Consider the following 24,721-nt stretch of genomic DNA (forward strand, 5'->3'; position numbering starts at 1 on the left):
GGTGTCTAGCAAACTGGTGGCGATTCATCTTCCCCTAGCAGCGCACCGCTAACCCGAGCCAGGCTGCGTATTTCATTAACCATCTGCCCCCACTGCTTCCTGGCTTCCCACCACCGGTCATAAGAGGCATTGTTGCGAAAACCAAGCAGAATCGACAAAACGATTCCAAGCAGGGTCACCGGCATGATAGTCAGACTTTGCAAACCAATCAGCTGATAGTGGCTAAGCGCTGCAACCGCCACGGAAAACAACGCAACAAAGGCAATATGCGGCAAAATTTCCGGCACTACCGAGCCTCGCAGGGCAAGCAATAGGGCAATAGCGTTAGGACGCTCTCGAACGATCATGGTAGTAATCCGCAGAAATGTCGGGGCTGGCGCCAAACGGCGCCGCTAGCCAATCGGTAGCGCGAGCACCCCCACTAGCAACCGCGCTTACTCACTCACTTAGCTCTTCAATTTATAACCGGTTTTGAAAATCCACCACACCAGCCCCATGCACAGGGTCAGGAAAAACAACGTCATACCCAAGCTAACACCAATGTGTACATCGGCGACGCCGAAAAAGCTGTAACGGAATCCACTAATCAAATAGACAACCGGATTGAACAAAGTCACCGTCTGCCAGACCGGCGGCAACATATCGATGGAATAGAAACTGCCCCCCAGGAAGGTCAGCGGTGTAATAATCATCAAAGGAATGATCTGCAACTTCTCAAACGTATCTGCCCACACCCCGATAACAAAGCCAAACAAGCTGAACGTCACTGCCGTAAGCAACAGAAAACTGATCATTAAAAGTGGATGTTGCACGTCATAATCCACAAATAATCGAGCGGTAAGAAGAATAAGCAACCCCAGAATCGTCGACTTGGTAGCCGCAGCCCCCACATAGCCGATCACAATCTCCACATAGGACACAGGAGCAGATAACACTTCATAAATGGTGCCGGAAAAGGTGGGCATGTATATACCAAAAGACGCGTTGGAAATACTCTGCGTCATCAGAGACAACATGATCAGCCCAGGAATAATAAACGCGCCATAACTAACACCATCAATCTCGACCATACGTGAACCGATGGCGGACCCGAACACCACAAAATACAACGATGTGGAGATCACTGGTGATGCAACACTCTGCATCAGAGTACGCCAGGTTCGCGCCATCTCGAATTTGTAAATCGCGCGAATGGAGTGAATATTCATTTTTCATCCCCCGGTACATTGGGTTTTTCACTGGTGGCTCCATTCGAAACCGGGCTAGCGCCAGGCTTACCGTTATGAACTAGATCCACAAAAATATCTTCCAGCGAACTTTGTCGTGAGTGCAGGTCTTTGAAATCGATACCCTGCTCGTTCAGGTGACGTAGCAGTTCGGCAATGCCGGTGTTTTCCTGGTTGGCATCGTAGCTATACACCAGTGAGAAGCCTTCATCGGCCAACGCCAGTTCCTGCCCTGCCAACACATCCGGCACTGCCGTCAATGGCTCAGACAGATGCACGATCAGCTGTTTGCGGCCTAGCTTCTCCATCAGGCGCGATTTTTCATCCACTAGAATAATTTCACCCTTGCTGATAATCCCCACTCGGTCGGCCATTTCCTCGGCCTCTTCAATGTAGTGGGTAGTCAGGATGATAGTGACTCCTTGCTCACGAAGCTGACGTACCATTTCCCACATTTCACGTCGCAACTCCACGTCCACGCCCGCGGTGGGCTCATCAAGAAACAAAATTCTGGGTTCATGGGACAGCGCCTTGGCTATCATCACCCGACGTTTCATGCCACCGGACAACGTGATGATCTTGCTGTCTTTCTTGTCCCACAGAGACAATGCCTTTAACACTTTTTCGATATGGGCATCATTGCGCGGTTTTCCAAAAAGGCCACGACTAAAACTCACCGTTGCCCAAACTGTTTCGAAGGCATCCGTGGAAATTTCCTGAGGCACCAACCCAATGGCACTTCTTGCGGCACGAAATTCGGAAATGATGTCATGGCCTGCGGCCCGCACCGTACCCGAAGAAGGATTAACAATACCGCAAATAATACTGATCAGCGTGGTTTTGCCCGCACCATTGGGCCCCAGCAAGGCAAAGATCTCGCCAGCGCGAATATCCAGATCCACGCCTTTGAGCGCCTGAAACCCGGATTGATAAGTCTTGTGCAGGTTCTTGATCGAAACCACTGCATCCACACGCATTCTCCCTCAATGGCAGCACATCAGGGCTGCCCACTTGCATTAATTCAGGCGCCTATTATGCACACCCGGCAGGCCCTTGGCGCATCGTTCTGGAGCCCCTAGTCCCTTCGCATCAAACCCCAGACAACGTCATTACCGCTACGGCCCCGCGCAGACCGCTGATGTGCTAATATAGCGAACCACAATCAGGTCCGGCGCAGCACGATACAGCGCGACCTCCTGCGCCCGCCCACCCGGGCAACAGCGCAGGATCTCCACGCCAGCGCTGTTGCCAGCCTGAACACGAGAGCCGAGCTCACACCGCGAGCATCACGACTTAGGTCGGACTTCATCTTGCCCGCCAGCGTGCCAGAATAGGGACCACCCCTCAGTCCGGCACAAACTCGGACACTACGGTTTCACCCTAACCAACCGCAATCAGGAGGCAATATGAACGAGAACACCGTAACCGTTATTCCCGGGGACGGAATCGGGCCGGATATCGTGGATTCCACAGTGCGTGTTCTGGACGCACTGGATTGCGGGCTCAAGTTTGAATATGCCATCGCAGGACAGACCGCTCTGGATAAAGGGCTGGAACTGGTACCCGAAGAGACTCTCACCATACTACGTCGCAATCGCCTAGCCCTAAAAGGCCCCATCACCACGCCAGTGGGCGGCGGCTTTACTTCCGTTAACGTCACCCTTCGCAAGACCTTTGACCTGTTCGCCAATGTGCGCCCCGCCCTCTCCATTCCCGGCGTGAAGTCCCGCTATGACAATGTGGACATCATGACCATCCGAGAAAATATCGAAGGCATCTATTCTGGTTTGGGGCAAACCGTCAGCGACGACGGCGAAACCGCCGAGCTACGTAGCCGTATCACCCGTACTGAGTCCGAACGCTTACTGCGCTTTGCTTATGAAACGGCGACCAAACAAGGCCGAAAAAAGGTCACGGTGGTACATAAAGCAAACATCATGAAATCCACCTCTGGGCTATTTCTAGATGTGGCACGCAAGGTGCGCAAGGATTACCCAAACCTGGAACACGAAGAAATGATTGTGGACGCCTGCGCCATGCAGCTAGCCATGAACCCACACCGTTTCGACGTGCTGGTCACCACCAACCTATTCGGCGATATTCTCTCCGACCTGTGTGCCGGGCTGATCGGTGGGTTGGGCGTGGCCCCAGGGGCCAACATCGGGGAACACGGCGGCCTATTTGAAGCGGTGCATGGCAGCGCCCCAGACATCGCCGGCAAAGGCATCGCCAACCCCACGGCCATCTTACTGGCCGGGGCGATGATGCTTGATTACATGGAGCAACACGACAAGGCAAAGAAACTGCGCCGTACGGTACGCCATGTGGTCGGCCAAGGTGAAGTAGTGACTCCAGATCTAGGGGGCCGCGCCAGCACTAGCGAGTTTACCGACGAGCTAATTCGCCACCTCACTAACCAATAGCCGCCACCAAAGTGAGTGCCCGCCCGGTGGCCCGACATCGTCGGCAACCGGGCTATTGCTCAAACGTTACCTGTAACCTTTTCGAGCGTGCGCAGGCCTGCAGATCTTCAATACCCGGCTTATCAATACGCCCATTTGGCTGAACACGCCCATACGCCTGATAAGCCATGGGCCATTCTCTAGCAGCTTCCGCCGGCGTGTTAGCGCGCATCAACGTAACGTAACCATTGCTTCCGGTAGTATTGAATCGTTCCCCGAGACAACTAGCCACTCGATCTAGGTCTGATCCACGGTCAGCCTTGAATTTGTACATTCCAGAAAACCAGACAATTCGCTGAGCATCTGAATAATAATTCGTTTGCAAATCAGCATTACATTTTGAGCACACATAGTAATACTGAACCAGGCCATCGTATTTACCGTTGAAAACAAGAGCCTCGGATTCCTCATTCGTTAGCACCATAGATTTGGATAACGTTTTCGACCCTCTTATGTTCGTTATATCGACCCTTAACTTAGCGCCCGAGTCCAATCGAGAGAAATCGAACCAGTCATTCACCGTCCAAACGTATGCGCCACGCCTTTCTTTTCCACTAAACCCAGACAGCCCCTGTCGGTTAACCTGCTTTCCATTGGCATAAATCTGAAGGTAGAGGCCCCCCTGAGAATCAGTGTAATTCCTCTCTACTATCTCCACCTCCTCGGTTCCCAAACGCTCCGCCGGTAAATCGTTATTTTTCTTTCTCCACTCATAAACCTTATAACAACTTTTCTTAAGGTTCCTTGCATAGCTATCATCGAAGATTGCAAAAAGCAGGGGAAAAACCGTCACCACACCAAAGGCACACCCAACAGGGCTATAACCGTAGGGACCATATCTTTTGTAGGTTACCTCTTGACGAACGACAAACTGCTCTTTTTCCTGGGTATACACCTCGAGCGGGTCGACATAGACCTTCAATGATCCTTTGGAAACATCATATTTGCCGCGCAGGTCATAGTGAGAGAACCGAGGCTCAGAAACATCGCCGCCAAGATACCGCTCCTTTTCATAAACGGAGTCAGTCATGTAGGCTTTACGTTCGGCATTGATAGTTCCACACCCGCTCAATACCGAAAGAAATAGAAAAAAGATAACAAACTTCTTTTTCATGCCACCCTCATATCTTGGCACTAGATGAAATGCACATCTTTCTTCCTCAGCCATTTTGACCTACCAAGGCTTAACGCCCTATAAGAAAACCGCTTAGAACGTTCTGTCTTCCGGTTGGAACCCACGCATCCGAGAGACAGAAAAATTCTTCCTCACGAAATCCCGTTTAAAGTCCTGATGCTTGCGCGAAACACCGGAAGCGGGTTCATCATGACAATCACAATCTGAATTCACTCCAACGCTGTATTTGAAGTAATCAGGAACTTCGCTACTAAAATAAGATTGCCATTCATTTACGATATAAGATCGCCCACCATCGAGAACACATCCCCGTGTCGTCTTATAATTGAAGCTCACCTTTCTAGACTCAAAAAACTGCTCATTATCATAATTGTATGCGTAACCGATCGCCTCGCAATGCAGGTTATATGTTTCAGCATTTGCCATACCACACACACTAAGAAAGCCGGCAATTATAAAACATTTCTTCATCTGCTTACCTTTATGGGCGCCGCTCACTGCCATAAGCTGGTGCTTAGGCCGCCCGTCACCATGATAAAAATGAATTTTATATATTGCCCCAGACTTCGCTCCCAACAGGGGCGCCATCACCAAAGCACGAGAATACACAAACTAACTCAGCCTAAAAAAGGCCCATAACAATATAGATAACAAACGATACCCAAGAAAAACGGAACACATCAGCACCTCTACACGTATATGCATTTTCACCAAAACCCAATCACTCAACCATTTTGAACTGTCCACCCGTGGAGACGCAGGCTTGCTTTACTTGCTCCGGCTCGGAACCATAAAGGTAGTCATGGGTATCGGTTTTCCCTACCGGGCTCTGATGGCTGCAAATTGCCTGCCGAGTCGAACTGTCACAACTAGCAACTAGCTTATTATTCCCCTGAGAGCACTGCGCCTTAAATTGCTCACTTTTAGTGCGGCTATAAAGGGTATAATCAACGCAAATGAAATTGCCCGGATCGTAGCAACTAAAGCTGAACACACCTTTGTCACTATCGGTCGAAGCGTTACTCCCAGCTCCCGCCCCCCCAGCCATGCTCTGACGCATTGCATTTATATTCTGACCATTACCGCCAGCCAATATATCAGTTGCAAAGGCAGTGCCAATATCCACTTTTGCGGAATCTGTAATCCCCGATGACCCAATCACGGCTGCACCACCCGCGAGCGCGACAAACTTGCCAAGGGTATCGCCATGGTTTGGCTTCTTAGCGATGCCATCATCGATCAATTCACCGTTAGCATAAATTTCTATGAATTCACCTTTTCTACTTCCGATCAGCGCTCGTCTCTGCACCCTGAAAGCCCCATCACGCTCGCCATTAACGTAGATACCCGCATAACTTTCATTGTTATCGTCAGACATGGCGTATTCTCCGTAGGTCTTGCCGTGACGACTACCGTCCTTCCAATAGCCAACGCTTAAATGCGCCATTCCATTGGACCACGCCCCCGGACCGTTAAGATTCCCATCCATGAAATGACCAATCCACACATTCCATATCTTGCCGTTCTTCCAAGGTTTCAGTTCCTGCTTGGCAGCAAAACCGCTTAAGAAACTGTTTTCAACGCCGCCAATAGACTTCACGACCATGGTGTTGGTAAAGGCCCATATGCTTACCGCAAAACCATCTATTCCCCCGCTATCATTAAAATCGCCATACCGAATCCACTGAAAACCCGTTTTGCGAATTTCAGTGACGAGCAGGCGAGCACTCTCCATAGTGCCGGGGACTTGCCCCACCTGAATAACCTCACGGCCATCCTCTTGGAGTAAGTTGAAAACTCCCTCAACCATTACCCCTTGGTTAAATTTACCGACAAAGACTGCATTGTGTTTTTCATCCATCGCCTTGCCGACCCCATGGGCAAGACCATCGACACAGTCACCATGGATAAAGCTCCATTCAAATTGGTCCGCAGCCACCTTACTGCTTATCACAAAAGCACCACTATCCACCAAAGCACAGCCCGCCTCTAAACCGACATTAGGATACCGAGCAGCCACCACCGCTTCATATCCGGCACGCACCAAGTTGATGGTCTTCATCATTTCCTGCTTGCTGAATTGATCCTGAAAGTAACTAATGATCGCCTCATTACGGGGATCGAAGGTGAGGCGGTAGGGCTCTGCCAGTGACCGCTCAGCCATGACAATGGCTCGTATCTTTTGCTCCAGATCTTTCAGTTCAGGCTCAACGATATAGGGGTTGTCCCCCTGCTTCTGAAGATCGGAAACCAGATTTTCATGGTAGGTAGTCGAACAGCCACCCAGCAGTAGCTGCGCGGCCAACATCAGAATGAAAGCAATGGATTTAAACATCATTTACCCCGACAACAGACACAATAGAGGTCCCGCACTAAGGCAGGGAACCTCTATTACAAAATAGCAAAAGGAGACGGCCTATCGCATACCCCAATTTGGGTATCAACCCCATTGCTAGTCCTGTTAGGGTGGACTGTCAGGGCAGAAAGCCCTGCAGGTTATCTTCAACAAGTTGGGCCAGAGCATCCAGGTGGGCAGGTTCAGCATTAAGTGCGGAGATATAAGCAAAAGACTCACCGCCAGCTTCTTCAAAATACTCACGGTTTTCTTGGTCAATTTCTTCCACGGTTTCCAGGCAATCCGCAGAAAAGCCTGGGCAGAATACCTGTACTGATTTCACGCCTTCACCGGGGAGGGATTTCATGGTGGCATCAGTATAGGGCTGCAGCCACTCTTCTGCGCCAAAGCGGGACTGGAACGTGGTCATCCACTGGCCATCACTCAGCCCAAGCGCCTTGGCCAACAACTGTGATGTTTGGTGGCACTCATGGAAATATGGATCGCCCTTGAGCAAAAAGCGTTTCGGCACACCGTGAAAGCTAAATACTAACTTGTCCGCACTACCGTTCTTTTCTCGGTAGGCACGAATATGCTCAGCCATGGCTTGAATATAGGGCGGGTAATCCGGGTAATGGCTAATAAAGCGTAGATCAGGCAGCAAGCGTCGGCCCATAAAATCCTGGGCCACGGCATCAAAGGTAGAGCCATTGGTGGAACCGGAATATTGCGGATACAACGGCAACACAACCAGCTTACGAATGCCCTCGTCCTCAAACGCCTGCAACTGGCTGGCAATGGACGGATTGCCGTAACGCATGGCCACACGCACCACCACATCATCGCCATATTTACTCTGCAAGCGCTGACGAATACCTTCCCCTTGGGCAAGGCTGTACACCAACAACGGCGAGCCCTCTTCCGTCCACACGCTTTTGTAGGCTTCCGCAGACTTACGAGGGCGAATGACCAGAATCACCAGATTAAGGATGAAAAACCAGATAAAGCGGGGAATCTCCACCACTCGGGGATCAGAAAGAAACTCCCGCAGATAACGGCGCAGGGCGCCTGTTTCCGGCGCATCTGGGGTTCCCAGGTTTGTAATGAGCACACCAACCTTGCGGGGGTTGAGGTGCTCTAGGTTTTCCTGTCCCTTGTAGGCCATCCTGATTCTCGCTCAGCAATACATGTTGATTCGTTAGTGTAGCGCTAGCACCTCAAAGCGCCATGAAGCCCTATCTATTGCAACGATTAGTTTTCTGGTAGCTCGCCTTCGTGCTGGGCTAAAGCGTCACGGAGATCATCGGGCAGCGGCGCTGAGGCCTGCGTCTTGTGGTCAAAATACACCTGAACGGCCCGCCCTCTGGCCACCAGAGCCCCGTTCTGCCATGCCTGCTGAATCACCACAAAGGAGCTGTTGCCAATGCGCTCAATAGCTGCACGCAGGATCACGTCACTGCCATAGTAAATCTGAGCGACAAAATCGACCTCCACTCGGGCGAGAATCAACGGCATTGATGCTGGATTTTCCGCGTCACCGAAAAGCCGAAACAACGGCGCACGACCGGTTTCAAACCAACCAGTGACAACCGTATTATTCACATGGCCAAAAGCATCGGTCTCGTAAAAGCGGGGGGTAATGGTTTGTTCAAACATGGCTGAATCCAATACAGGAAAGAAGCCGCCATGATACCCATAGCCTCCCATAAATCGAAGCCTTGATGATCACGAGCCGGGACTTAGGGAACGCCTTGCAGATGATCCAAGTCCGCTCGCAATTTCTCGACGGCCTCTTCCTGGGAATACTGCTCCACCTGCAACTGATCCACCCGCGCCATTAAGGCCTCGATGCCCTCACTGGCCCGCTCCATGGGCTCTCCCATTTCGCTGGATTGCTGCGCGCGTTCTTCCAATTCCCGCAACTCCTCATCCTGCACCGAGAGCTGCTGGCGCGCACGGCGCAACCGCTCAGAGACATCGATCAAGGCTCGCTGCTCATCCAGCAGCAAGCGTCGCAGCCGATTGAGCAAGGACTGGTAAGCATCGCTACCCACGGTTATTTGCTGCCAGTCGGCGAAGCGCTGCCGCAACAGGGAGACCGGCAGGCCAGCAGGAAGGTCCGTAAGCGGCAGGCTAATCCGCGCCTGGATCACATCGTCCTTATCGAACAGTCCGGTCTGTTCGCCTTCAATTTTCGCCACACCGGGCAACACTGCTCGCTCCCCGGCCCGAGCCCCCGCCGTCACCACCAGTTCCCGAGTATCTGCATCTGCATAACGCACCCGCTGCAGATCCTCCTGCAGCAGCAGAGCCACATCAAACAGGTAATGGGTAGCAGAATGGTCCTCATGCCCCTCTTCATTGCGCCCCGTCACGGTCAGAGTATCCACCCGCCAAACGCTCAGGTTGTTATCCTGCAAGGTCTGCCGTACCTGCTGCTGCAGATACGCTTGCTTGCCATCATTGCTACAAGAACCAACAGCCAAAAGCGCCAGCAACCCCGTGGCGAGCCCGATCAGGGTGGATTTTATAGTCATGGCCCCTCGCTTTCCTGGTTTGTCTGCTTAATACGCGCCTTCTTGCTTAATTCTTCACCCCACCCATACCGCCCGGCGGGACTGTGTTTTGCCTGACAAGCCGGTACAATGCCGCCTCTTTCTCCCCGCCGGTTGCTGAGAGTACTCCGCAGCCGTCGATGGCGTGCCCCCGCCGCTCTCTCGTTACAGGATAGTCCTTTGATTTCTACCGCGAACATCACTATGCAGTTCGGCGCCAAGCCACTGTTTGAAAACGTTTCCGTCAAATTCGGCAACGGCAACCGTTACGGCCTAATCGGCGCCAACGGCTGCGGCAAATCCACCTTCATGAAGATTCTCGGTGGCGAACTGCAGCCCAGCAATGGTCAGGTCATGCTGGATTCCAATGATCGCCTTGGTAAATTGCGCCAGGACCAGTTCGCCTTCGAAGAATACACGGTTCTGGACACCGTGATCATGGGGCATACCGAGCTGGCCACGGTAAAAGCCGAACGCGACCGTATCTACAGCCTGCCGGAAATGAGCGAAGAAGACGGCATGCGCGTGGCGGAGCTGGAGATGCAGTTCGCAGAAATGGACGGTTACACCGCCGAAGCCCGTGCCGGGGATCTGCTGTTGGGCCTTGGCATTCCCGAGGAGCAACACGCGGGCCCGATGACAGCAGTGGCTCCCGGCTGGAAACTGCGCGTGCTGCTCGCCCAAGCGCTGTTCTCCGATCCGGACGTATTGCTGCTTGATGAGCCCACTAACCACTTGGACATCCATACTATTCGCTGGCTGGAAGATATTTTGGTGGCCCGTTCTAGCACCATGATTATTATCTCCCACGATCGCCACTTCCTGAACAGTGTATGCACCCACATGGCGGATCTCGATTACGGTGAACTCCGCTTGTTCCCCGGTAACTACGACGAGTATATGACCGCCGCCACCGCCGCCCGTGATCGGCTGTATGCAGATAACGCCAAGAAGAAAAAAGAAATTGCTGACCTACAAAGCTTTGTTAGCCGCTTCTCGGCTAATGCCTCCAAGGCCAAACAGGCCACCAGCCGGGCCAAGCAAATCGACAAGATCCAGCTGGAAGAGGTAAAACCCTCCAGCCGCATTAGCCCCTACATTCGTTTTGAACAAAGCAAAAAACTACACCGCCAAGCGGTAACCCTAGAAGGGCTCGGCAAGCATTACGATGACCTGACCCTGTTCCAGGACCTGAGTCTGCAAGTAGAGGCCGGCGAACGGGTAGCCATTATCGGCCCTAACGGCATCGGTAAGACCTCCCTGCTGCGCTGCCTGGCCGGCGACCTGACCGCAGATACCGGCACCGTAAAATGGGCGGAAGCCGCCGACCTCGGTTACTTCGCTCAAGACCACAGCCATGACTTTGAACAGGACATGATCCTGTTCGACTGGATGGCCCAATGGACCAGCGATGGCGAGCAGGCAGTCCGTGCAGCGCTTGGCCGCATGCTGTTTTCCAACGACGAAGTAATGAAATCCGTGAAGGTGATTTCCGGGGGAGAACAAGGCCGCATGCTGTTCGGCAAGCTGACGCTGACTCAGCCCAATGTATTGTTACTGGACGAACCCACCAACCATCTGGACATGGAATCCATCGAAGCGCTCAACCTAGCGCTGGAGAACTACCCAGGCACACTGTTCTTTGTCAGCCACGACCGGGAATTCGTCAGTTCCTTGGCCACCCGCATTCTGGAAATCACCCCGGACGGAGTGCGTGATTTCACCGGCAGTTACGATGATTATCTGAAGAGCATTGAGGCCTGAAGGCACGTAAAGAACAGCAAAGCGGAAATGCCGGCAAGGCGTTTCCGCCGTTTTATGCCCCCCCCTTCTATAAGGGCCTCACCAGATAGGGATTTCAGAACCGGGAGAATCCAATGGCCGATATTGATCAAGCCAGCAAAACCGAGATGGAAGCCGCTGCGTTTCGCCACCTGCTGCGGCATCTGGATGAACACAAAGACGTGCAAAATATCGACCTGATGATTCAGGCAGATTTCTGCCGTAATTGTTTGGCTAAGTGGCTAATGGAAGCGGCGACGGAGCAAGGCGTGGAACTGGATTATGACGGCGCACGGGAATACGTCTACGGCATGCCCTTCGCTGAATGGAAAACGCTCTACCAGAAACCCGCCAGCGAGGCACAACTGGCAGCCTTTGAGGCCAAACAAGCCGCCCGTAAACGCTAAGCTGCTTTAGCAAAACGAATTTCCCCGGCCCCAAAAAGGCGGCCCGCAGGCCGCCTGACAACACATAGGGCTTGTATTTTATTGCCGTGATTTATTCGCTGAAGACACTTTGCACTTCATAGATGGCGGTGGAGCCACTGACTTCGTTCCCCACCACCAGCAGCGCCTTGCCGTTGGCAGAATCCGCAGCCGAAATAAACACCAACCCTTCCGGACCCAGATCCCCATACCCATCCAGGTTGCCCGCTTCCGGAGCCACATCCCAGGTTTCACGGCTGTTCAAATAATCCTGATAGACCGGCGCCGCCGGATCCGTAATGTCATACACCAGCACGCCCCCCATGCGCTCCAGCCCCAAGAACAAGAAATGCTTGTCGCCAATCTGACCGATGGTCAGCCCTTCCGGCTCAGGCCCCTTGGCATCACTGCGGCTGTCTATGGCATTGCCTTCATCGTGGCCGCTGTTGAAATAGTCGGCACAATCGATTGATCGCTCGGAGCCCAACTTGCAGGTATCACTGGCCAGAAACTGCTCAATGGCATCGCCGCTATCAAACACCAGATCACCACTGTCATCGCGAATGGAGAACGAACGACCACCATAGCTGTAGAGCGTGTTGTACATGATATGCGTACCCACCTCGTCTCCTTCAGGCTGCGAACCATTGGCCATGAATTTCAGCGGTTGGCCATCGACGTCCGTCTTGTAGCCCATCGTCCAGGTGATGTTCAGGCGCCCCAGCACATCGTCTTCACGGCAATCGCCGGAATCGCCCGCTGTGGCACCGCAATAGCCGAAGACCGCAGGATCCAACAGGGCTCCCTCTGCCAACGCGCTCAGCTGCGGCGGCAAATCATCGCCACAACGACGGGCAAACCCGCTGTTATGCACCAGATGCTTCACGCGGAATTCTTCAACAAAGCCCTGGCTAGCATCCGGCTCACAAGCGACCGGCGGCACCACCTTTGCATCCGCTTCTTCGCCCCAGTAGTCCTCATTGTCTTCGCCCCAGGCCCGAGCATCCCCTTCGTTGGCGGTCACCAGGTAGGTCTTGCCGTTCACGGTATAGCCATGAATCGAGTCCGGCAGGTACAGCCCCACTACACCGGCAAAAGTCCTGATATTGATAACTTCATCGTCATCGCTGGCATCAATCCCGTTACCTTCTACGCTGCGATCAATTTCTCCCAGAGAAACGATGTCGGTTATCGTCGCTGTGGCGATATCCACTTTCGCCAGCGCATTATTTTCCTGCAGGGTCACCCAGGCTGTGTTGCCATCAGCTGAAACCGCAATGTACTCCGGCTCCAGATCCTGCGCGGCGGATGCCCCCGGACCATAAATGCGAACCCCTTGGTTACGCAGGCTCTCTTCCTGGCCGTTATACGCCGTGAAGTCTGCAGTACTAACCACCGGGTTGGACGGATCACTGAAATCTACAATGCTGATAGAGCCCTCAGGGTCTGTTTGATAATCATCACTGGGCTCGCCTTCGTTGGCGGTGAGCACGCGGGTTCCATCCGGGGTAAACGCCACCATGTCTGGCTGGGCGCCAACCCGCTGGCTGCCCAGCAAGGTCAAATCACTGGCCTGATACAACGCCACAAAGCCATTATCAGTTTTCGGCTCCGCCTCAATGGCCACCGCCACCAAACCATGGCTGGCAGCGACGCTATTCACTTCCGCGCCCGGCGCAATGCCTGCGACACTAATCGCATCGATCTTGACCGGGCTCTCAGGGTCACTCAGGTCCAGCACATCCAGTTCGCCCTGCTCCGCATTCACTACGAACAAACGCTGGCTTGCCGCATCATAAGCCGGGATTTCTGCAGCGGAGGCATCAAAACTGCCTGTGGAATAGCGACTGACATAGGAGAGCTTGATACTGTCCGGTGTGCGCACCGCCTCATCCACAACCGCGTCAGGCTGATTGCTGTCGCCACCACAGGCCGTCAGCGTTGCCGCCAGAATGACACCAGCTCCCAGATACAAATTCTTCATCGGTTTCCCCTGTTATCTGCAGATCCCCCAAACGGATTGCTCACAGGGTTTTACAGGGCAGGAATGAAGCCAGCACGACAGTGAAATGACGACTTGATGACAGCTACCGGGCGGCCACGGACAGAGCACCGTTCCACAGAGGGAATTGACCCAAGGGTACAGAGAGCCTGGAAGGGGTAATCCAACAACTTTCAATGCGGCATAAAAAACGCGGCACCTGCCAGGCAGGGCCGCGTTTACCGAGCGAAACCAAGCTGATTCACATCAGACGGTTTCGTAATCGTTCTCTTCAAAAGCGGCCATCTGTGCCGCGTACTGAGTGGCAAACCCTGGGTACATGGTGGCATTGAAGCCGTCTTCGGTGAGATACCAGCTCTTGCAACCTGAATTCCAGTTAGTTTTTGCCAGCCGTTTCTGCATGGCCTGGTTGTGCTTACGCTGAACATCTTTTTTCACATCCAGCATCTTCAGGTCTTCCTGAAGAATTTTCTGCACCCCTTTCACCGCGTAATCAAGCTGGGACTCCATATACACCAGGGCGGAATTATGACCGGGCCCAGAATTAGGCCCAAAGGTCATATAGAGATTGGGATAACCGGACACATTAATGCTCTTGTAGGCCTGGGCACCGCCTTGCCACTCGTCACCCAACACCCGACCCTTACGCCCTTTAACGGGGAAAGGCGTGCCGGAATGGCTGACATCGAAGCCCGTAGCAAACACGATGCAGTCGGCCTGATGCTCAATACCTTCTACCGTACGAATCCCTTTTTCACTAAGGCGAGCAATGGGCCAGGTAATCAGTTTGGCATTGTCTTTTTGCAACGCAGGGTAATAATCATTGGAGACCAACACCCGCTTGCAGCCGATGGTGAAATCCGGGGTCAACTGACGACGCAACCAGCGGTCTTTCACTTGCCGGCGTAGATGCATCTTCGCTACCCGTTCAGCAACGCGGGTCAGCGGCGAGTTCCATATTACCGCCAGCGCCATGCTTTCATGGGTCCAGAAGAGAAGATTACGCATGGCCTGCTGGCTGGCCGGCAACTTGCGAAAAAGGGCTTTGTTCCAGGCCGGAGTGACAAAATCAGGACGCGGCAGAACCCAGCCCGGAGTGCGCTGAAACACCTTCACGTGGGCCGCCTGTTTGACCAGTTCGGGAATGATTTGGATACCGCTGGCACCGGTACCAATGACAGCCACTTTCTTGCCGGTAAAATCGTACTCATGATCCCAGCGGGCGCTGTGAATCTTGTGGCCCTTGAAATCCTCAATACCAGTAATCGCCGGGAAACTGCAGTTCGACAAGGGCCCCTGAGCCATCACTGCGGCCCGCCCAGCAAACTGCTCCCCCTTATCCGTCGTGGCGGTCCAGGTGCCTTTCTTTTCATCAAAAGACAGCTCTTGCACGTTTTTCTCGAAACGAATGTACGACTCCAACTCGAACTCAGCCACCAGATGCTGGATATAACCCAGGATTTCTTCGCTGCCCGAGAAGCTCCGTGACCAGTTCGGGTTGGGCGCAAAAGAATACGAATAGAGATTGGAGGGAACGTCGCAAGCGGCCCCAGGGTATTGATTGTCTCGCCAGGTGCCGCCCACCGCGTTGGCTCGTTCCAGAATCACGATATCCTCAATACCGGCCTGCTTGAGACGAATGGCCATCCCTAGGCCGGCAAACCCCGCGCCCACAATCAGGACCGAGGCCGGTTTTATCACTGGTGTTTTTGTTACCGCCGGCTCTTTCGTTGAGGAAGAACGCTGACGGGAAGCCGATTTGCGAACGGCCTTTTTAGGGGAAGTAGGGGATGCAGTCATAACAAAATCTCATCAAAAAGCAGGAGACCACCATCATCTGCCAGGCACATGATGGTGGTCTTCGGTAACATCAAGCAGTGGGGTGATAAGTCAGCTCATTCACCCAGGAAGGCACAGCAGGCAGCATCCGGGGCGGTATCATTCCGGTCAACTTGACTAGACCATCCACGGGTACGTGATAAACACGTTTATTGCGATCTACCATAAGTTTGGCGTGGTGACGGACCAACTGATACCAAGGGTTACGACGGCCATCTTCGGTACGCCCACCAATTGTTTCGAATTTGGCCATCGCGGCATACAGGCGCTCTTCCGGCAGCCCCATACCAATAATGTTGTCGCGCATCTTGTTGAGCAAAGGCAGATAGGAGGCCATGCCTAACAACAGGCGAGGATTCAGCAAGGGGGCCAGCATTTTGGCGGCACCAATAAAGGTCTTCCCGCGCCCCTGCATTTCCATCACGCTAAAGCCGACGCCCAAATGACGGGATTCGTCGTCATTGATTTTTTCAAAGGCCTGATGACAAATCGGGTCTTTTACGGTCTCCAGCAGGAAGGTACACAAGGCACCATCCAGAGCAATTTCTAGCATCGGCACCATTGTGCCCAACACATAAATCGGCATCTCATCGCTGTAACGATCCAGCCACTCAATCGCCAATCGTAAGTTGATATTAGGTTCGGGAATACCTTCTCCCTCGAGCATCCCCCAACGTTTCATCAGTGCCATTTCGACATTGGCATGGCGCTGCTCTTCCGCGTGAAAGTAGGTATAGATTTGACGCAAGGTTTCTGTGGGCGCTTTCTTAGCCATGGCGGCAAAGGCCCTGGCGCCCACGTGCTCAATCCACATCACATCAGCCATGAAAGCTTTCAGCTTGGGCCATTGTTCTTCGGTAATCAGCTCCGCGCCGGGAGCATCCCAGTCGATATCTGACAGGGCCCACTGGGTGGATTGAATCTTTGCCAACATTTTTTCCAAATCGATAGAAGCCATGATGCTCTCCTGTTATTGCGATACGGCTTTGAAGCCGTTTAACGGCATTCGGTTTATGCTTTTGCGGACGCCAAGCGGCTGAGCAGCCCGGCACCACGGGTATAGACGGAGGGCAGATAACGCTTCGCCCGCCAGATCATTCGTGCATCCATTTGCGGCAGCACATAAAGCTGCCCGCGATCTAAAGCCTTGAGAGTGGTGAGCGCGACACCTTCGGCGGGCACGCCAGTAAGCTCCACAAGTCTGTTCATCAGCGGCGTGATCCCGGCATCGATCCGGCCAGTGGTGAAAATATTGGTGTTTACCACTGTAGGACATAGCACCGTTACGTTAACGCCGGTGCCGGAAGTTTCGGCTGCCAGTGTCTCTGACAGCGCCAACACCCCTGCCTTGGTCACGTTGTAGGGCCCCATCAACGGGGCCGCCGCAAAACTGGCCGTAGAGGCCACATTGATAATCCCACCGTACCCTTGCGCCTTGAGTCTCGGTGCAAAAACGTGGCAACCATGGATCACACCCCATAGGTTAATGCCCATGGTCCAGTGCCAATCGTCCATGGAAGTCTCGCCTACCGGTTTGCCGCCCACGCCTACGCCCGCGTTATTGATCACCAGATTCACCGGCTCTGGGAGCAGCGCATCTGCTTGTTCGGCCAGCGCTTCTACCTCTGCTTGGACACTGACGTCGCACTGCACCGCCCACGCCCTCCCGCCCGTGCTGACAATGCGGTCAGCCGTTTCCTGGGCGGTCCCCAGATTGATATCCGCACAGACCACCGCCCCATTGCGCCGAGCCAGCTCTTCGGCAAACGCACGGCCTATGCCGCTTCCTGCCCCGGTGACAACAGCGGAGGCATTCGCGCTAATGGTTTTATTACGACCAAACATGCCGTCTGCTCCATCAAGTCAAAATAGCCATTGCATCAAGGCAACGGTTTATTGTTACATCCTCTAATGTGACAGTAGATCGAATGCTTGTTCGGATTCAACTCGGAAATCATTATGGCTCGCAAACCCAAACAACAGCGCTCCAAAGCCACCGTCGATGCTATCGTCGAGGCCGCCCTAATCTCGATTGCCCAGCAGGGGCCATCGGCCACCACAACACGCCAAGTTGCCGACATCGCCGGCATCGGCGTGGGCTCTTTATATGAGTATTTCGAGGACAAGGACGCCATACTGAAAGCCGCCGGCGCCCGTTTCGTGGACGATACCGTGGCCATGATTAAGCCGCTGACTCCGGAACTGGTACGGATGAATATCCGCGATGCAGTGAGTAAGCTGCTGTTTACCTTTCGCGATTTTCTTGAAGAAAATCGCCAGCTGTATCTGAACTGTGCACGCCACGCTTTCAGCCAAGACATGGTGATGCATCTGGAGCCCATCAATCGCGCCCTGTTGGACCTGTTTACTCAATACCTGATGCACCACCCGGAGCTGTTGCGTATGCCTAATATTCCGGCGGTGTCCTATTTTTATATCAACGGCGGGGTTTTCACCGTGGTACGCCATCTCTCGGAAGAAAAACCAACCCAGAGTTTCGAGGAACTGACCACGGTGTTCGGAGACTTTCTTGCCAGTTATGCGGAACACAAACTGGGCGCCAGCAACGCCACGCAATAGCGCCGCACGACTCAAAAACGAACACCATAAATAATAATAAAATCAGGAGGCACCATGCAGACACCCAAGTCGGAAACGCCACCACCTGGGCCGCCCCCTCGTATTCCCAACCTGGCGGATTGGCGTTTCAACCGCTATCTGACCATGCAGCTGATGCCGCTGTTCTATCTTCTGCTGATTGCTGGCGCACTGATTGTGGTCGTTAGCGTAGTTGGCTTGTGCTTTTGGTTCTCTACGCTGGCCGGCATTATTGCCGCCGTTATTGCACCACTTGCCTTTGTGGTAATGGTGGCGGTGATCCGCGCGGCACTGGAATACATGATTATGGCCCACCGCATCATGCGCATCATCGAACGCATGGACGCCCTCCCCGGCCAGGTAGCAGACTTATCAGTACGTGTTGACGGCATTACCAATCATGTAGACGAATTGAGCGGGCATGTAACCGATATCCATGAAACACTGATGCACGCCCGCCCGTTGCTACGCTCCGCGGGCTTACCCAGCCGCCTGCTCAATGCATTGCGGCGTCGAACGCCTGACGCCTGACGTTCGCAAGCCGCATCCGCCCTCATTCACGTCCACATCAACCCACAGATTGTCGTTTTCGGTGCTGACATCGCCACATGTATACCGCACTATTATGCTCCTGAAAGCGTCCCACTTTTTTCGGTGGCGCTCACCTTGTGAGATGAGGAGTTCCCATGGCCCTACCTGCCTCCCTGCAAAACAGCCTGCAGCTACCCGTTGTGGCATCCCCCATGTTCATTGTGTCCAACCCGGAGCTGGTGATCGCCCAGTGCAAAGCCGGCATTGTCGGCTCTTTTCCCGCCCTGAACGCTCGTCCCGCAGAAGAGCTGGAAGTATGGCTCAAGCGCATTACCGAAGAGCTCGATGCCTGGAACCAGGCCAACCCTGACAAGCCTGCGGCCCCATTCGCGGTAAACCAGATTGTGCACAGATCCAACAATCGGCTGGAGCATGATCTGGAGCTATGTGTGAAGTACAAGGTGCCTATCGTAATAACCTCACTGGGCGCACGAGTGGATGTGAACGAAGCCATTCATAGTTATGGCGGACTGGTATTCCACGACATCATCAATAACTTCTTCGCCAAAAAAGCCATAGAGAAAGGTGCTGATGGCCTGATCGCTGTGGCCGCTGGCGCGGGCGGCCATGCAGGCACCCTCTCCCCGCTGGCCCTGGTGCAGGAAATTCGTGAGTGGTTCGACGGGCCACTGCTGCTCTCCGGTGCGATCGCCACCGGGGACGCCGTTCTCGCTGCTCAAGCCATGGGCGCAGACTTGGGCTATATCGGCTCCGCCTTTATTGCCACCGATGAAGCGAATGCGGATGAGCGCTACAAACAAGCCATTGTGGACAGCGGCGCCAGCGACATTGTTTATTCCAACCTGTTCACTGGCGTGCACGGTAACTACCTGCGCGGGTCCATCGAAGCCGCGGGTCTGGATCCGGAGAACCTACCGGAAAGCGATCCGTCAAAAATGGACTTCGGCGATGGCAGCTCCAAAGCCTGGAAAGACATCTGGGGTAGCGGTCAGGGTATCGGTGCGGTGAAGAAAATAGGCCCAGCAGCAGATCTGGTCGACCGCCTGAAGCGAGAATACTCAGCCGCACGCCAACGGATTAATGCTTTACCTTGGAAATAGTTAAACGTTAAAAGAGGCGCTAAAGCTTGGCGATTATTCGCCATAAGCTCTGCCCTCATTAACAGATAGCAGCACTAAAAAGGCCGCACCCTTTTCAGGATGCGGCCTTTTTAGTGCTGGCCCTAGCTAGGCCCGCTGTCCATGCCTACTAGGGTAACAGCACCGTAAATGGCGCTTTTTTTCAGCTTTCAGCTCAAGCACCCAACAACGACGCCACCAGCCCTTTCTTTTTCACCGGCTGATAGTTATCGAACTCAAGGAACCCGTCATCAATGGCGCCCAAACGCAGCTTGGGCAAATCAACCATATAATTCTGCACCACCTTCCACGGCTCCTTTGAACCCTGGCGCGGCAGCCGATCATTGGCACGCTGAATGTAACCCGATTGCATGCCGAGGAAGTTATCGTCGGTAATGCAATTATCCTTGTCACGGGGAATCACTGTCTGGGCACCGGTTTTTTCCATATGGTTTAGCAAGCGGCAAACATACTCGCAGACCAAGTCGGCTTTCAGAGTCCAAGACGAGTTAGTGTAACCAAACACTAGCGCCATATTCGGCACGTCCCGCAACATCATGCCCTTGTAAACCAGCGATTCGCGTGGCTCCACCGGCTTACCATCAATGGTGCTTTTTACCCCCCCAAGCATCTGAAGGTTCAGCCCCGTCGCAGTAATAATGATATCCGCATCCAACTCCTTGCCAGACTTGAGCAAGATCCCTGTTTCAGTGAAACGTTCGATGTGATCGGTCACAATCTCAGCATCGCCATTGCGCACGGTCTTGAACAAATCGCCGTTGGGCACTGCACACAGACGCTCGTCCCAAGGGTTATAATGGGGCCGGAAATGCGCCATATCCACGTCATCACCTAGCTGTCGTTTGGCCGCAGCCAACAGCGCACGGCGGACCAGCTTGGGGCGCTGTGTGGACAATTTAAACACCATACGCTGAAGGCCAATATTACGCGCACGGGTTAACCGGTAAACCATCATCTCCGGCATAAACCGGCGCATGCCCACCGAGATTTGATCCACTTCCGGTACGGTGGCGATATAGGTTGGCGAGCGCTGCAACATGGTGACTTTTGCACCTTCTTTAGCCATTGCAGGCACCAGCGTTACGGCGGTAGCGCCGGAACCAATCACCACCACTTTCTTGCCTTTATAGTCCAAATTCTCCGGCCAGTGCTGAGGATGAATGACTTGGCCTTTAAAGTCTTTCTCACCGGGGAAGTCCGGCTTATAGCCTTCGTCATAGTTATAGTAACCACCGCATGAGAACAGGAAGTTAGCGGTAAAGGTTTCTTGCTCACCGGTTTTCTCGTTGGTGGTTTCCACCGCCCAGTGGTTATCGGCACTGGACCAATTCGCCTTGATCACCTTGCGACCAAAGCGTATATGTTTTTTCACATCGTACTCTTCCGCAGTGTCTTCCACGTACTGGCGAATAGAGTTGCCGTCCGCCAGCACCTTGGGTTCGGTCCAAGGGCGAAAGTTGTAGCCTAGTGTGAACATATCGGAATCAGAACGGATGCCGGGATACTTGAACAGGTCCCAGGTGCCACCGATGCGTTCGCGGCGCTCCAGGATCGCATAGGTGCGATTCGGCGCCTTGCGAGTCAAATGGCAAGCGGCACCAATGCCGGAAAGGCCGGCGCCAACGATCAATACATCAACGTGTTTATTAGACATATACTTTACCTCCAGCCTCTCAGGCTGCCCGATTCTCTCAGCGCAAACATTGACATCGATCAATGGCACGTTTTAATGGCGGACAGAATAGCCGCACTAGAGGGTATGAGAAAAGGCCCAAACGGGCCGTTAATTGGCTTTAGCGCCGAAGGAAAGTGCCGCTAAAGACGGCCATCTCGCTGTAACCGTTATAAACATTGGGCTTGAGTCACCATTCAGCCCGATACCAGGGCCTAGGTTTTAATCGCGCCCGGCCGCCTCATTCTAGGTCATTCTGCTTGCAGGACTAAATCAGGTTGCCCTTAGCCGCGTATTCCGGGCACCCCACCACGCCTAGCATTCACAACCCGGCGCAGCTAATAGCTCACGCTCAAGACCTAAGGGCTTTCAGACGGCGCCATAGATTAGCTCCAGATTCCCGTTTCCTGTTCAGCACTGATCGGCTTGAGCCGTGAGGGTCCGGCCTCCGCCAACTGGGGTCTGCTCGGAGGGTCACCCGCGCGAGCATGTATGCCAATCCGCTGTCACTGGATCAGACAACGGTTCTGCTTTCATTGAGCCGCCCGTTACAACGCCATTTTAACTTTTAGCTTTCAACATCCCGCAAAAACGCCAACTGATCCGCCAGGCTGATCTCCCGGGCCTCGCCTTGGTAGACATCAAAATGTCCCACCGGATAACGTTTCACGCTGGCTCGAGCCATCGCTGCAGCCGCTTTTTCTGCCGCCGATGCCGGCGCCACCGTATCGGTTTCGCAAATAAGGATCAGCGCCGGGCAAGTGACCTTACTGGCCTGGGCCACAGGCCGAAATAGCGGCAGCGCCAGCGCAACCCGCCCGGCCACCTCGTTAGGCACGTGGGCCGGCATCAACGCGGTGTACCCATCATAGGCGTCGTCGCTGGACATAGCCGCCAGCTCACCGGGGCGCCCTGCCGAGGGCAACATTTTAGGCCCCAGCCCCAATGCACTGCTGGCCAGGTCCCACAGACCAATACCGGTCATCTTCAACGCCTGCCCCACACCCGCATAACGAATCACCTCCAACACTGACGCCATGCCGTCCATCATCGGACACTGCGCAATAATACCCGCCACCGGCTCCCGGGCCGCCACCACAGTGACCAAACCACCACCAAAGGAGGTACCCCACAAAACGATGCGCTGGTTATCCACTTCATCTAGCTTGCGCACACAGGCCAGCGCCGCCTGCCAATCAGCCACTTCACGATAGGGCAACAACACCTGGCGGGGCATTCCTTCGCTTTCACCAAAATGGCGGTAATCGAATAGGAACACGGCATAACCGGCCTGCACAAAAGCATCGCGAAACGGCGCCAACCCGCATTCCTTGGTAAGCCCAAAACCGTGGCCCATGACCACTGTCAGAAAAGGCCCCTCGCCTTCAGGCAAATACAGATCGCCCCGGCAGGATTGCCCGTCACTAACGAAACGTAATTCACGCATTGCACTCATGGGAAACTCCTTGTTTGGCCTGCTAACACTAATAATGAAAGCGCAGGACACTCTGAACCCCGTGCCGGAGAGGGGCTCACTCCCATGTCCTGCCTAGGGCGAACGTTAGGCATCGCCCATCAACCGTTCAAGGCCGGAGCGATAAAGCGCCATTGTTCAATACTTTGCCCCAACACCAGAAAGAACGGATTAAGAATGTCCTCTTTGTTGTACTGCAAGGGCGCAAAGTCAGTGTTCACCACCACCCCCCCGGCGGCGGCAACCACCGCGTGGGCCGCAGCCGTATCCCACTCGCTGGTAGGCGCAAGGCGCGGGTAAATATCCGCACTGCCTTCCGCCACCAGACACAGTTTGAGAGAGGATCCCATGGAAGCGCGCTCCACTTCCCCGATCTCTTCTCGTATAAAAGCTTCCAGTTTTTCCACAGCCTCACCACCATGGCTACGGCTGGCCACCATCACCACCGGCGTGGTGCGCGCACGGCACTCAATGGCTTGGCGCTCACCGTTATGTTCTTTAAAGGCGCCCACGCCCTTTCCGCCCATATAGGTCACAGCCGTTACCGGCACGTGCACCACCCCCAGCACCGGAGTATCGCCCTCCACCAGCGCAATATTGACGGTGAACTCACCGTTACGCTTAATGAATTCCTTGGTGCCATCCAGCGGATCTACCAGCCAGAAACGCGGCCAGTCCTTACGGTCCGCATAGGCAATACCCCCTGACTCTTCAGAGAAAACCGGAATATCCGGCGTCAGCGCCTGCAACCGAGCTTCAATAATTTTGTGGGCTGCCAAATCTGCCTCGGTAATCGGCGACTTGTCATCCTTAGTTTCCACACCCAGATCATCGCGCTCGTAAACCTCAAGAATCGCCTGTCCCGCGGCACGGGCAATCTCACCAAGCGGACCCAGCAGGGCATTTAAATCCGTCATTTCCATTTTCCTGTGATTAATTCAGAGACGTGTTGAACTATCTTTTCTCCAACAACCGCTTGGTCATCAACAACGCAGCGATCACTCTCGCCTCGGTCACATCATCGCGCTCAATCAAGCGATCCAGTTCCGATAATTTCCAGGTCACCACTTCTAGCTCTTCCGGCTCATCACCGGGAAGCGATTCCTCATAAAGGTCTTCAGCCAACACGACTTTAATGCGGTGCCCCATGTACCCGGGGGACAAGGTCAGCTCCTTCATCAGGCTCATACGCCGCGCGCCGTAACCCGCCTCTTCCTTTAATTCCCGGTTAGCCGCATCGCGCCAATCTTCACCGTGTTCATAGGCACCCTTAGGCAGAGTCAACTCATAGCTTTCCGTACCGGCGCCATATTCACGGATCATCACCACGGTATCGTCATCCAGTAACGGCACCATCATCACCCCCGCGATCGGCGGCGTGCGCAAGCGCTCGTAGGTGCGTTCCACTCCGTTGGTAAACCGCAGGTGTAACTCTTCAATTCCGAACAGGCGGCTCTTTGCTATCAGCCGGGTGTCGAGAATCTCCGGTTTCTCATCCATAATTACCTCTGAGCCTACTCACCAA

At 53.9% G+C, this 24,721-nt stretch carries 23 protein-coding genes; 6 read left to right on the plus strand and 17 right to left on the minus strand.

Going from position 1 to position 24,721, the window contains the following annotated elements:
* Positions 1-5: 5 nt before the first annotated feature.
* The 3 genes from Y017_RS03345 to Y017_RS03355 all read right to left on the minus strand — a co-directional run bounded on the left by Y017_RS03345 (position 6) and on the right by Y017_RS03355 (position 2,203).
* Positions 6-347, minus strand: a complete 342-nt coding sequence (locus Y017_RS03345; protein WP_231483369.1) for a bestrophin family protein — start codon at positions 345-347, stop codon at positions 6-8.
* A 99-nt stretch (positions 348-446) separates the two neighbouring features.
* Positions 447-1,208, minus strand: a complete 762-nt coding sequence (locus Y017_RS03350; protein ID WP_011587594.1) for an ABC transporter permease — start codon at positions 1,206-1,208, stop codon at positions 447-449.
* Positions 1,205-2,203, minus strand: coding sequence for an ABC transporter ATP-binding protein (locus tag Y017_RS03355; protein ID WP_011587593.1), 999 nt, complete (start codon positions 2,201-2,203; stop codon positions 1,205-1,207). The genes Y017_RS03350 and Y017_RS03355 overlap by 4 nt, the downstream gene beginning before the upstream one ends.
* A 429-nt stretch (positions 2,204-2,632) precedes the next feature.
* On the opposite strand from Y017_RS03355, the gene Y017_RS03360 reads away from it, so the two are divergent.
* Positions 2,633-3,649, plus strand: coding sequence for an isocitrate dehydrogenase (locus Y017_RS03360; protein WP_011587592.1), 1,017 nt, complete (start codon positions 2,633-2,635; stop codon positions 3,647-3,649).
* Between the two features lie 52 nt (positions 3,650-3,701).
* Here Y017_RS03360 and Y017_RS03365 read toward each other — a convergent pair whose 3' ends face one another.
* From Y017_RS03365 to Y017_RS03390, 6 genes are all read right to left on the minus strand, one after another.
* Positions 3,702-4,802, minus strand: coding sequence for a hypothetical protein (locus Y017_RS03365; protein ID WP_035458933.1), 1,101 nt, complete (start codon positions 4,800-4,802; stop codon positions 3,702-3,704).
* A 93-nt stretch (positions 4,803-4,895) separates the two neighbouring features.
* Entirely contained in the window at positions 4,896-5,432 is a 537-nt protein-coding gene (locus Y017_RS03370; RefSeq protein WP_155849240.1) for a hypothetical protein, read from the minus strand.
* Positions 5,433-5,544: 112 nt separating this feature from the next.
* Complete coding sequence (locus Y017_RS03375) at positions 5,545-7,161, minus strand: hypothetical protein (protein ID WP_155849241.1); 1,617 nt, start codon at positions 7,159-7,161, stop codon at positions 5,545-5,547.
* 136 nt (positions 7,162-7,297) lie between these two features.
* On the minus strand, positions 7,298-8,323 hold the full coding sequence (hemH, locus tag Y017_RS03380) for a ferrochelatase (protein ID WP_011587590.1): 1,026 nt from the start codon (positions 8,321-8,323) through the stop codon (positions 7,298-7,300).
* Between the two features lie 86 nt (positions 8,324-8,409).
* A complete protein-coding gene (locus tag Y017_RS03385; RefSeq protein WP_035459078.1) occupies positions 8,410-8,814 on the minus strand; it encodes a thioesterase family protein in 405 nt (134 codons plus the stop codon).
* Positions 8,815-8,897: 83 nt separating this feature from the next.
* Complete coding sequence (locus Y017_RS03390; RefSeq protein WP_035458937.1) at positions 8,898-9,695, minus strand: hypothetical protein; 798 nt, start codon at positions 9,693-9,695, stop codon at positions 8,898-8,900.
* Positions 9,696-9,893: 198 nt separating this feature from the next.
* Between Y017_RS03390 and Y017_RS03395 the strand changes: the two genes are divergently transcribed.
* Positions 9,894-11,477, plus strand: a complete 1,584-nt coding sequence (locus tag Y017_RS03395) for an ABC-F family ATPase (RefSeq protein ID WP_035458939.1) — start codon at positions 9,894-9,896, stop codon at positions 11,475-11,477.
* A 113-nt stretch (positions 11,478-11,590) separates the two neighbouring features.
* The gene (locus tag Y017_RS03400) at positions 11,591-11,902 is read left to right on the plus strand and encodes a DUF1244 domain-containing protein (RefSeq protein ID WP_011587586.1); all 312 of its coding nucleotides are present in this window, start codon (positions 11,591-11,593) and stop codon (positions 11,900-11,902) included.
* A gap of 91 nt (positions 11,903-11,993) precedes the next feature.
* Here Y017_RS03400 and Y017_RS03405 read toward each other — a convergent pair whose 3' ends face one another.
* From Y017_RS03405 to Y017_RS03420, 4 genes are all read right to left on the minus strand, one after another.
* Positions 11,994-13,904, minus strand: coding sequence for a choice-of-anchor I family protein (locus Y017_RS03405; RefSeq protein WP_035458941.1), 1,911 nt, complete (start codon positions 13,902-13,904; stop codon positions 11,994-11,996).
* 264 nt (positions 13,905-14,168) lie between these two features.
* Positions 14,169-15,722, minus strand: a complete 1,554-nt coding sequence (locus tag Y017_RS03410) for an NAD(P)/FAD-dependent oxidoreductase (RefSeq protein WP_035458942.1) — start codon at positions 15,720-15,722, stop codon at positions 14,169-14,171.
* Between the two features lie 70 nt (positions 15,723-15,792).
* Positions 15,793-16,719, minus strand: coding sequence for a reductase (locus Y017_RS03415; RefSeq protein ID WP_035458944.1), 927 nt, complete (start codon positions 16,717-16,719; stop codon positions 15,793-15,795).
* Between the two features lie 53 nt (positions 16,720-16,772).
* Positions 16,773-17,606 carry an SDR family oxidoreductase gene (locus Y017_RS03420; protein ID WP_011587582.1) on the minus strand — a complete coding sequence of 278 codons (834 nt, stop codon included), beginning with the start codon at positions 17,604-17,606 and terminating at the stop codon, positions 16,773-16,775.
* A 114-nt stretch (positions 17,607-17,720) separates the two neighbouring features.
* Here Y017_RS03420 and Y017_RS03425 point away from each other — a divergent pair, with 114 nt between their 5' ends.
* The 3 genes from Y017_RS03425 to Y017_RS03435 all read left to right on the plus strand — a co-directional run bounded on the left by Y017_RS03425 (position 17,721) and on the right by Y017_RS03435 (position 20,011).
* Positions 17,721-18,341 carry a TetR/AcrR family transcriptional regulator gene (locus tag Y017_RS03425; protein ID WP_035458946.1) on the plus strand — a complete coding sequence of 207 codons (621 nt, stop codon included), beginning with the start codon at positions 17,721-17,723 and terminating at the stop codon, positions 18,339-18,341.
* A gap of 54 nt (positions 18,342-18,395) precedes the next feature.
* Positions 18,396-18,890, plus strand: coding sequence for a DUF4282 domain-containing protein (locus Y017_RS03430; RefSeq protein ID WP_011587580.1), 495 nt, complete (start codon positions 18,396-18,398; stop codon positions 18,888-18,890).
* A 155-nt stretch (positions 18,891-19,045) separates the two neighbouring features.
* Positions 19,046-20,011: a nitronate monooxygenase family protein gene (locus tag Y017_RS03435; RefSeq protein ID WP_011587579.1), complete on the plus strand. Its 966-nt coding sequence runs from the start codon at positions 19,046-19,048 to the stop codon at positions 20,009-20,011.
* 193 nt (positions 20,012-20,204) lie between these two features.
* Here the strand turns inward: Y017_RS03435 and Y017_RS03440 are convergent, their stop codons facing one another.
* The 4 genes from Y017_RS03440 to nudE all read right to left on the minus strand — a co-directional run bounded on the left by Y017_RS03440 (position 20,205) and on the right by nudE (position 24,696).
* Complete coding sequence (locus Y017_RS03440; protein WP_011587578.1) at positions 20,205-21,704, minus strand: NAD(P)/FAD-dependent oxidoreductase; 1,500 nt, start codon at positions 21,702-21,704, stop codon at positions 20,205-20,207.
* 586 nt (positions 21,705-22,290) lie between these two features.
* Complete coding sequence (locus tag Y017_RS03445; RefSeq protein ID WP_035458948.1) at positions 22,291-23,178, minus strand: alpha/beta hydrolase; 888 nt, start codon at positions 23,176-23,178, stop codon at positions 22,291-22,293.
* 119 nt (positions 23,179-23,297) lie between these two features.
* A complete protein-coding gene (gene cysQ / locus Y017_RS03450; RefSeq protein ID WP_035458950.1) occupies positions 23,298-24,113 on the minus strand; it encodes a 3'(2'),5'-bisphosphate nucleotidase CysQ in 816 nt (271 codons plus the stop codon).
* A 37-nt stretch (positions 24,114-24,150) separates the two neighbouring features.
* Complete coding sequence (gene nudE, locus Y017_RS03455) at positions 24,151-24,696, minus strand: ADP compounds hydrolase NudE (RefSeq protein WP_035458952.1); 546 nt, start codon at positions 24,694-24,696, stop codon at positions 24,151-24,153.
* Between the last annotated feature and the right edge of the window lie 25 nt (positions 24,697-24,721).

Origin of the sequence: Alcanivorax sp. 97CO-5 (assembly GCF_000524665.1) — a bacterium.
GTDB classification, from domain to species: Bacteria; Pseudomonadota; Gammaproteobacteria; order Pseudomonadales; family Alcanivoracaceae; genus Alcanivorax; species Alcanivorax borkumensis.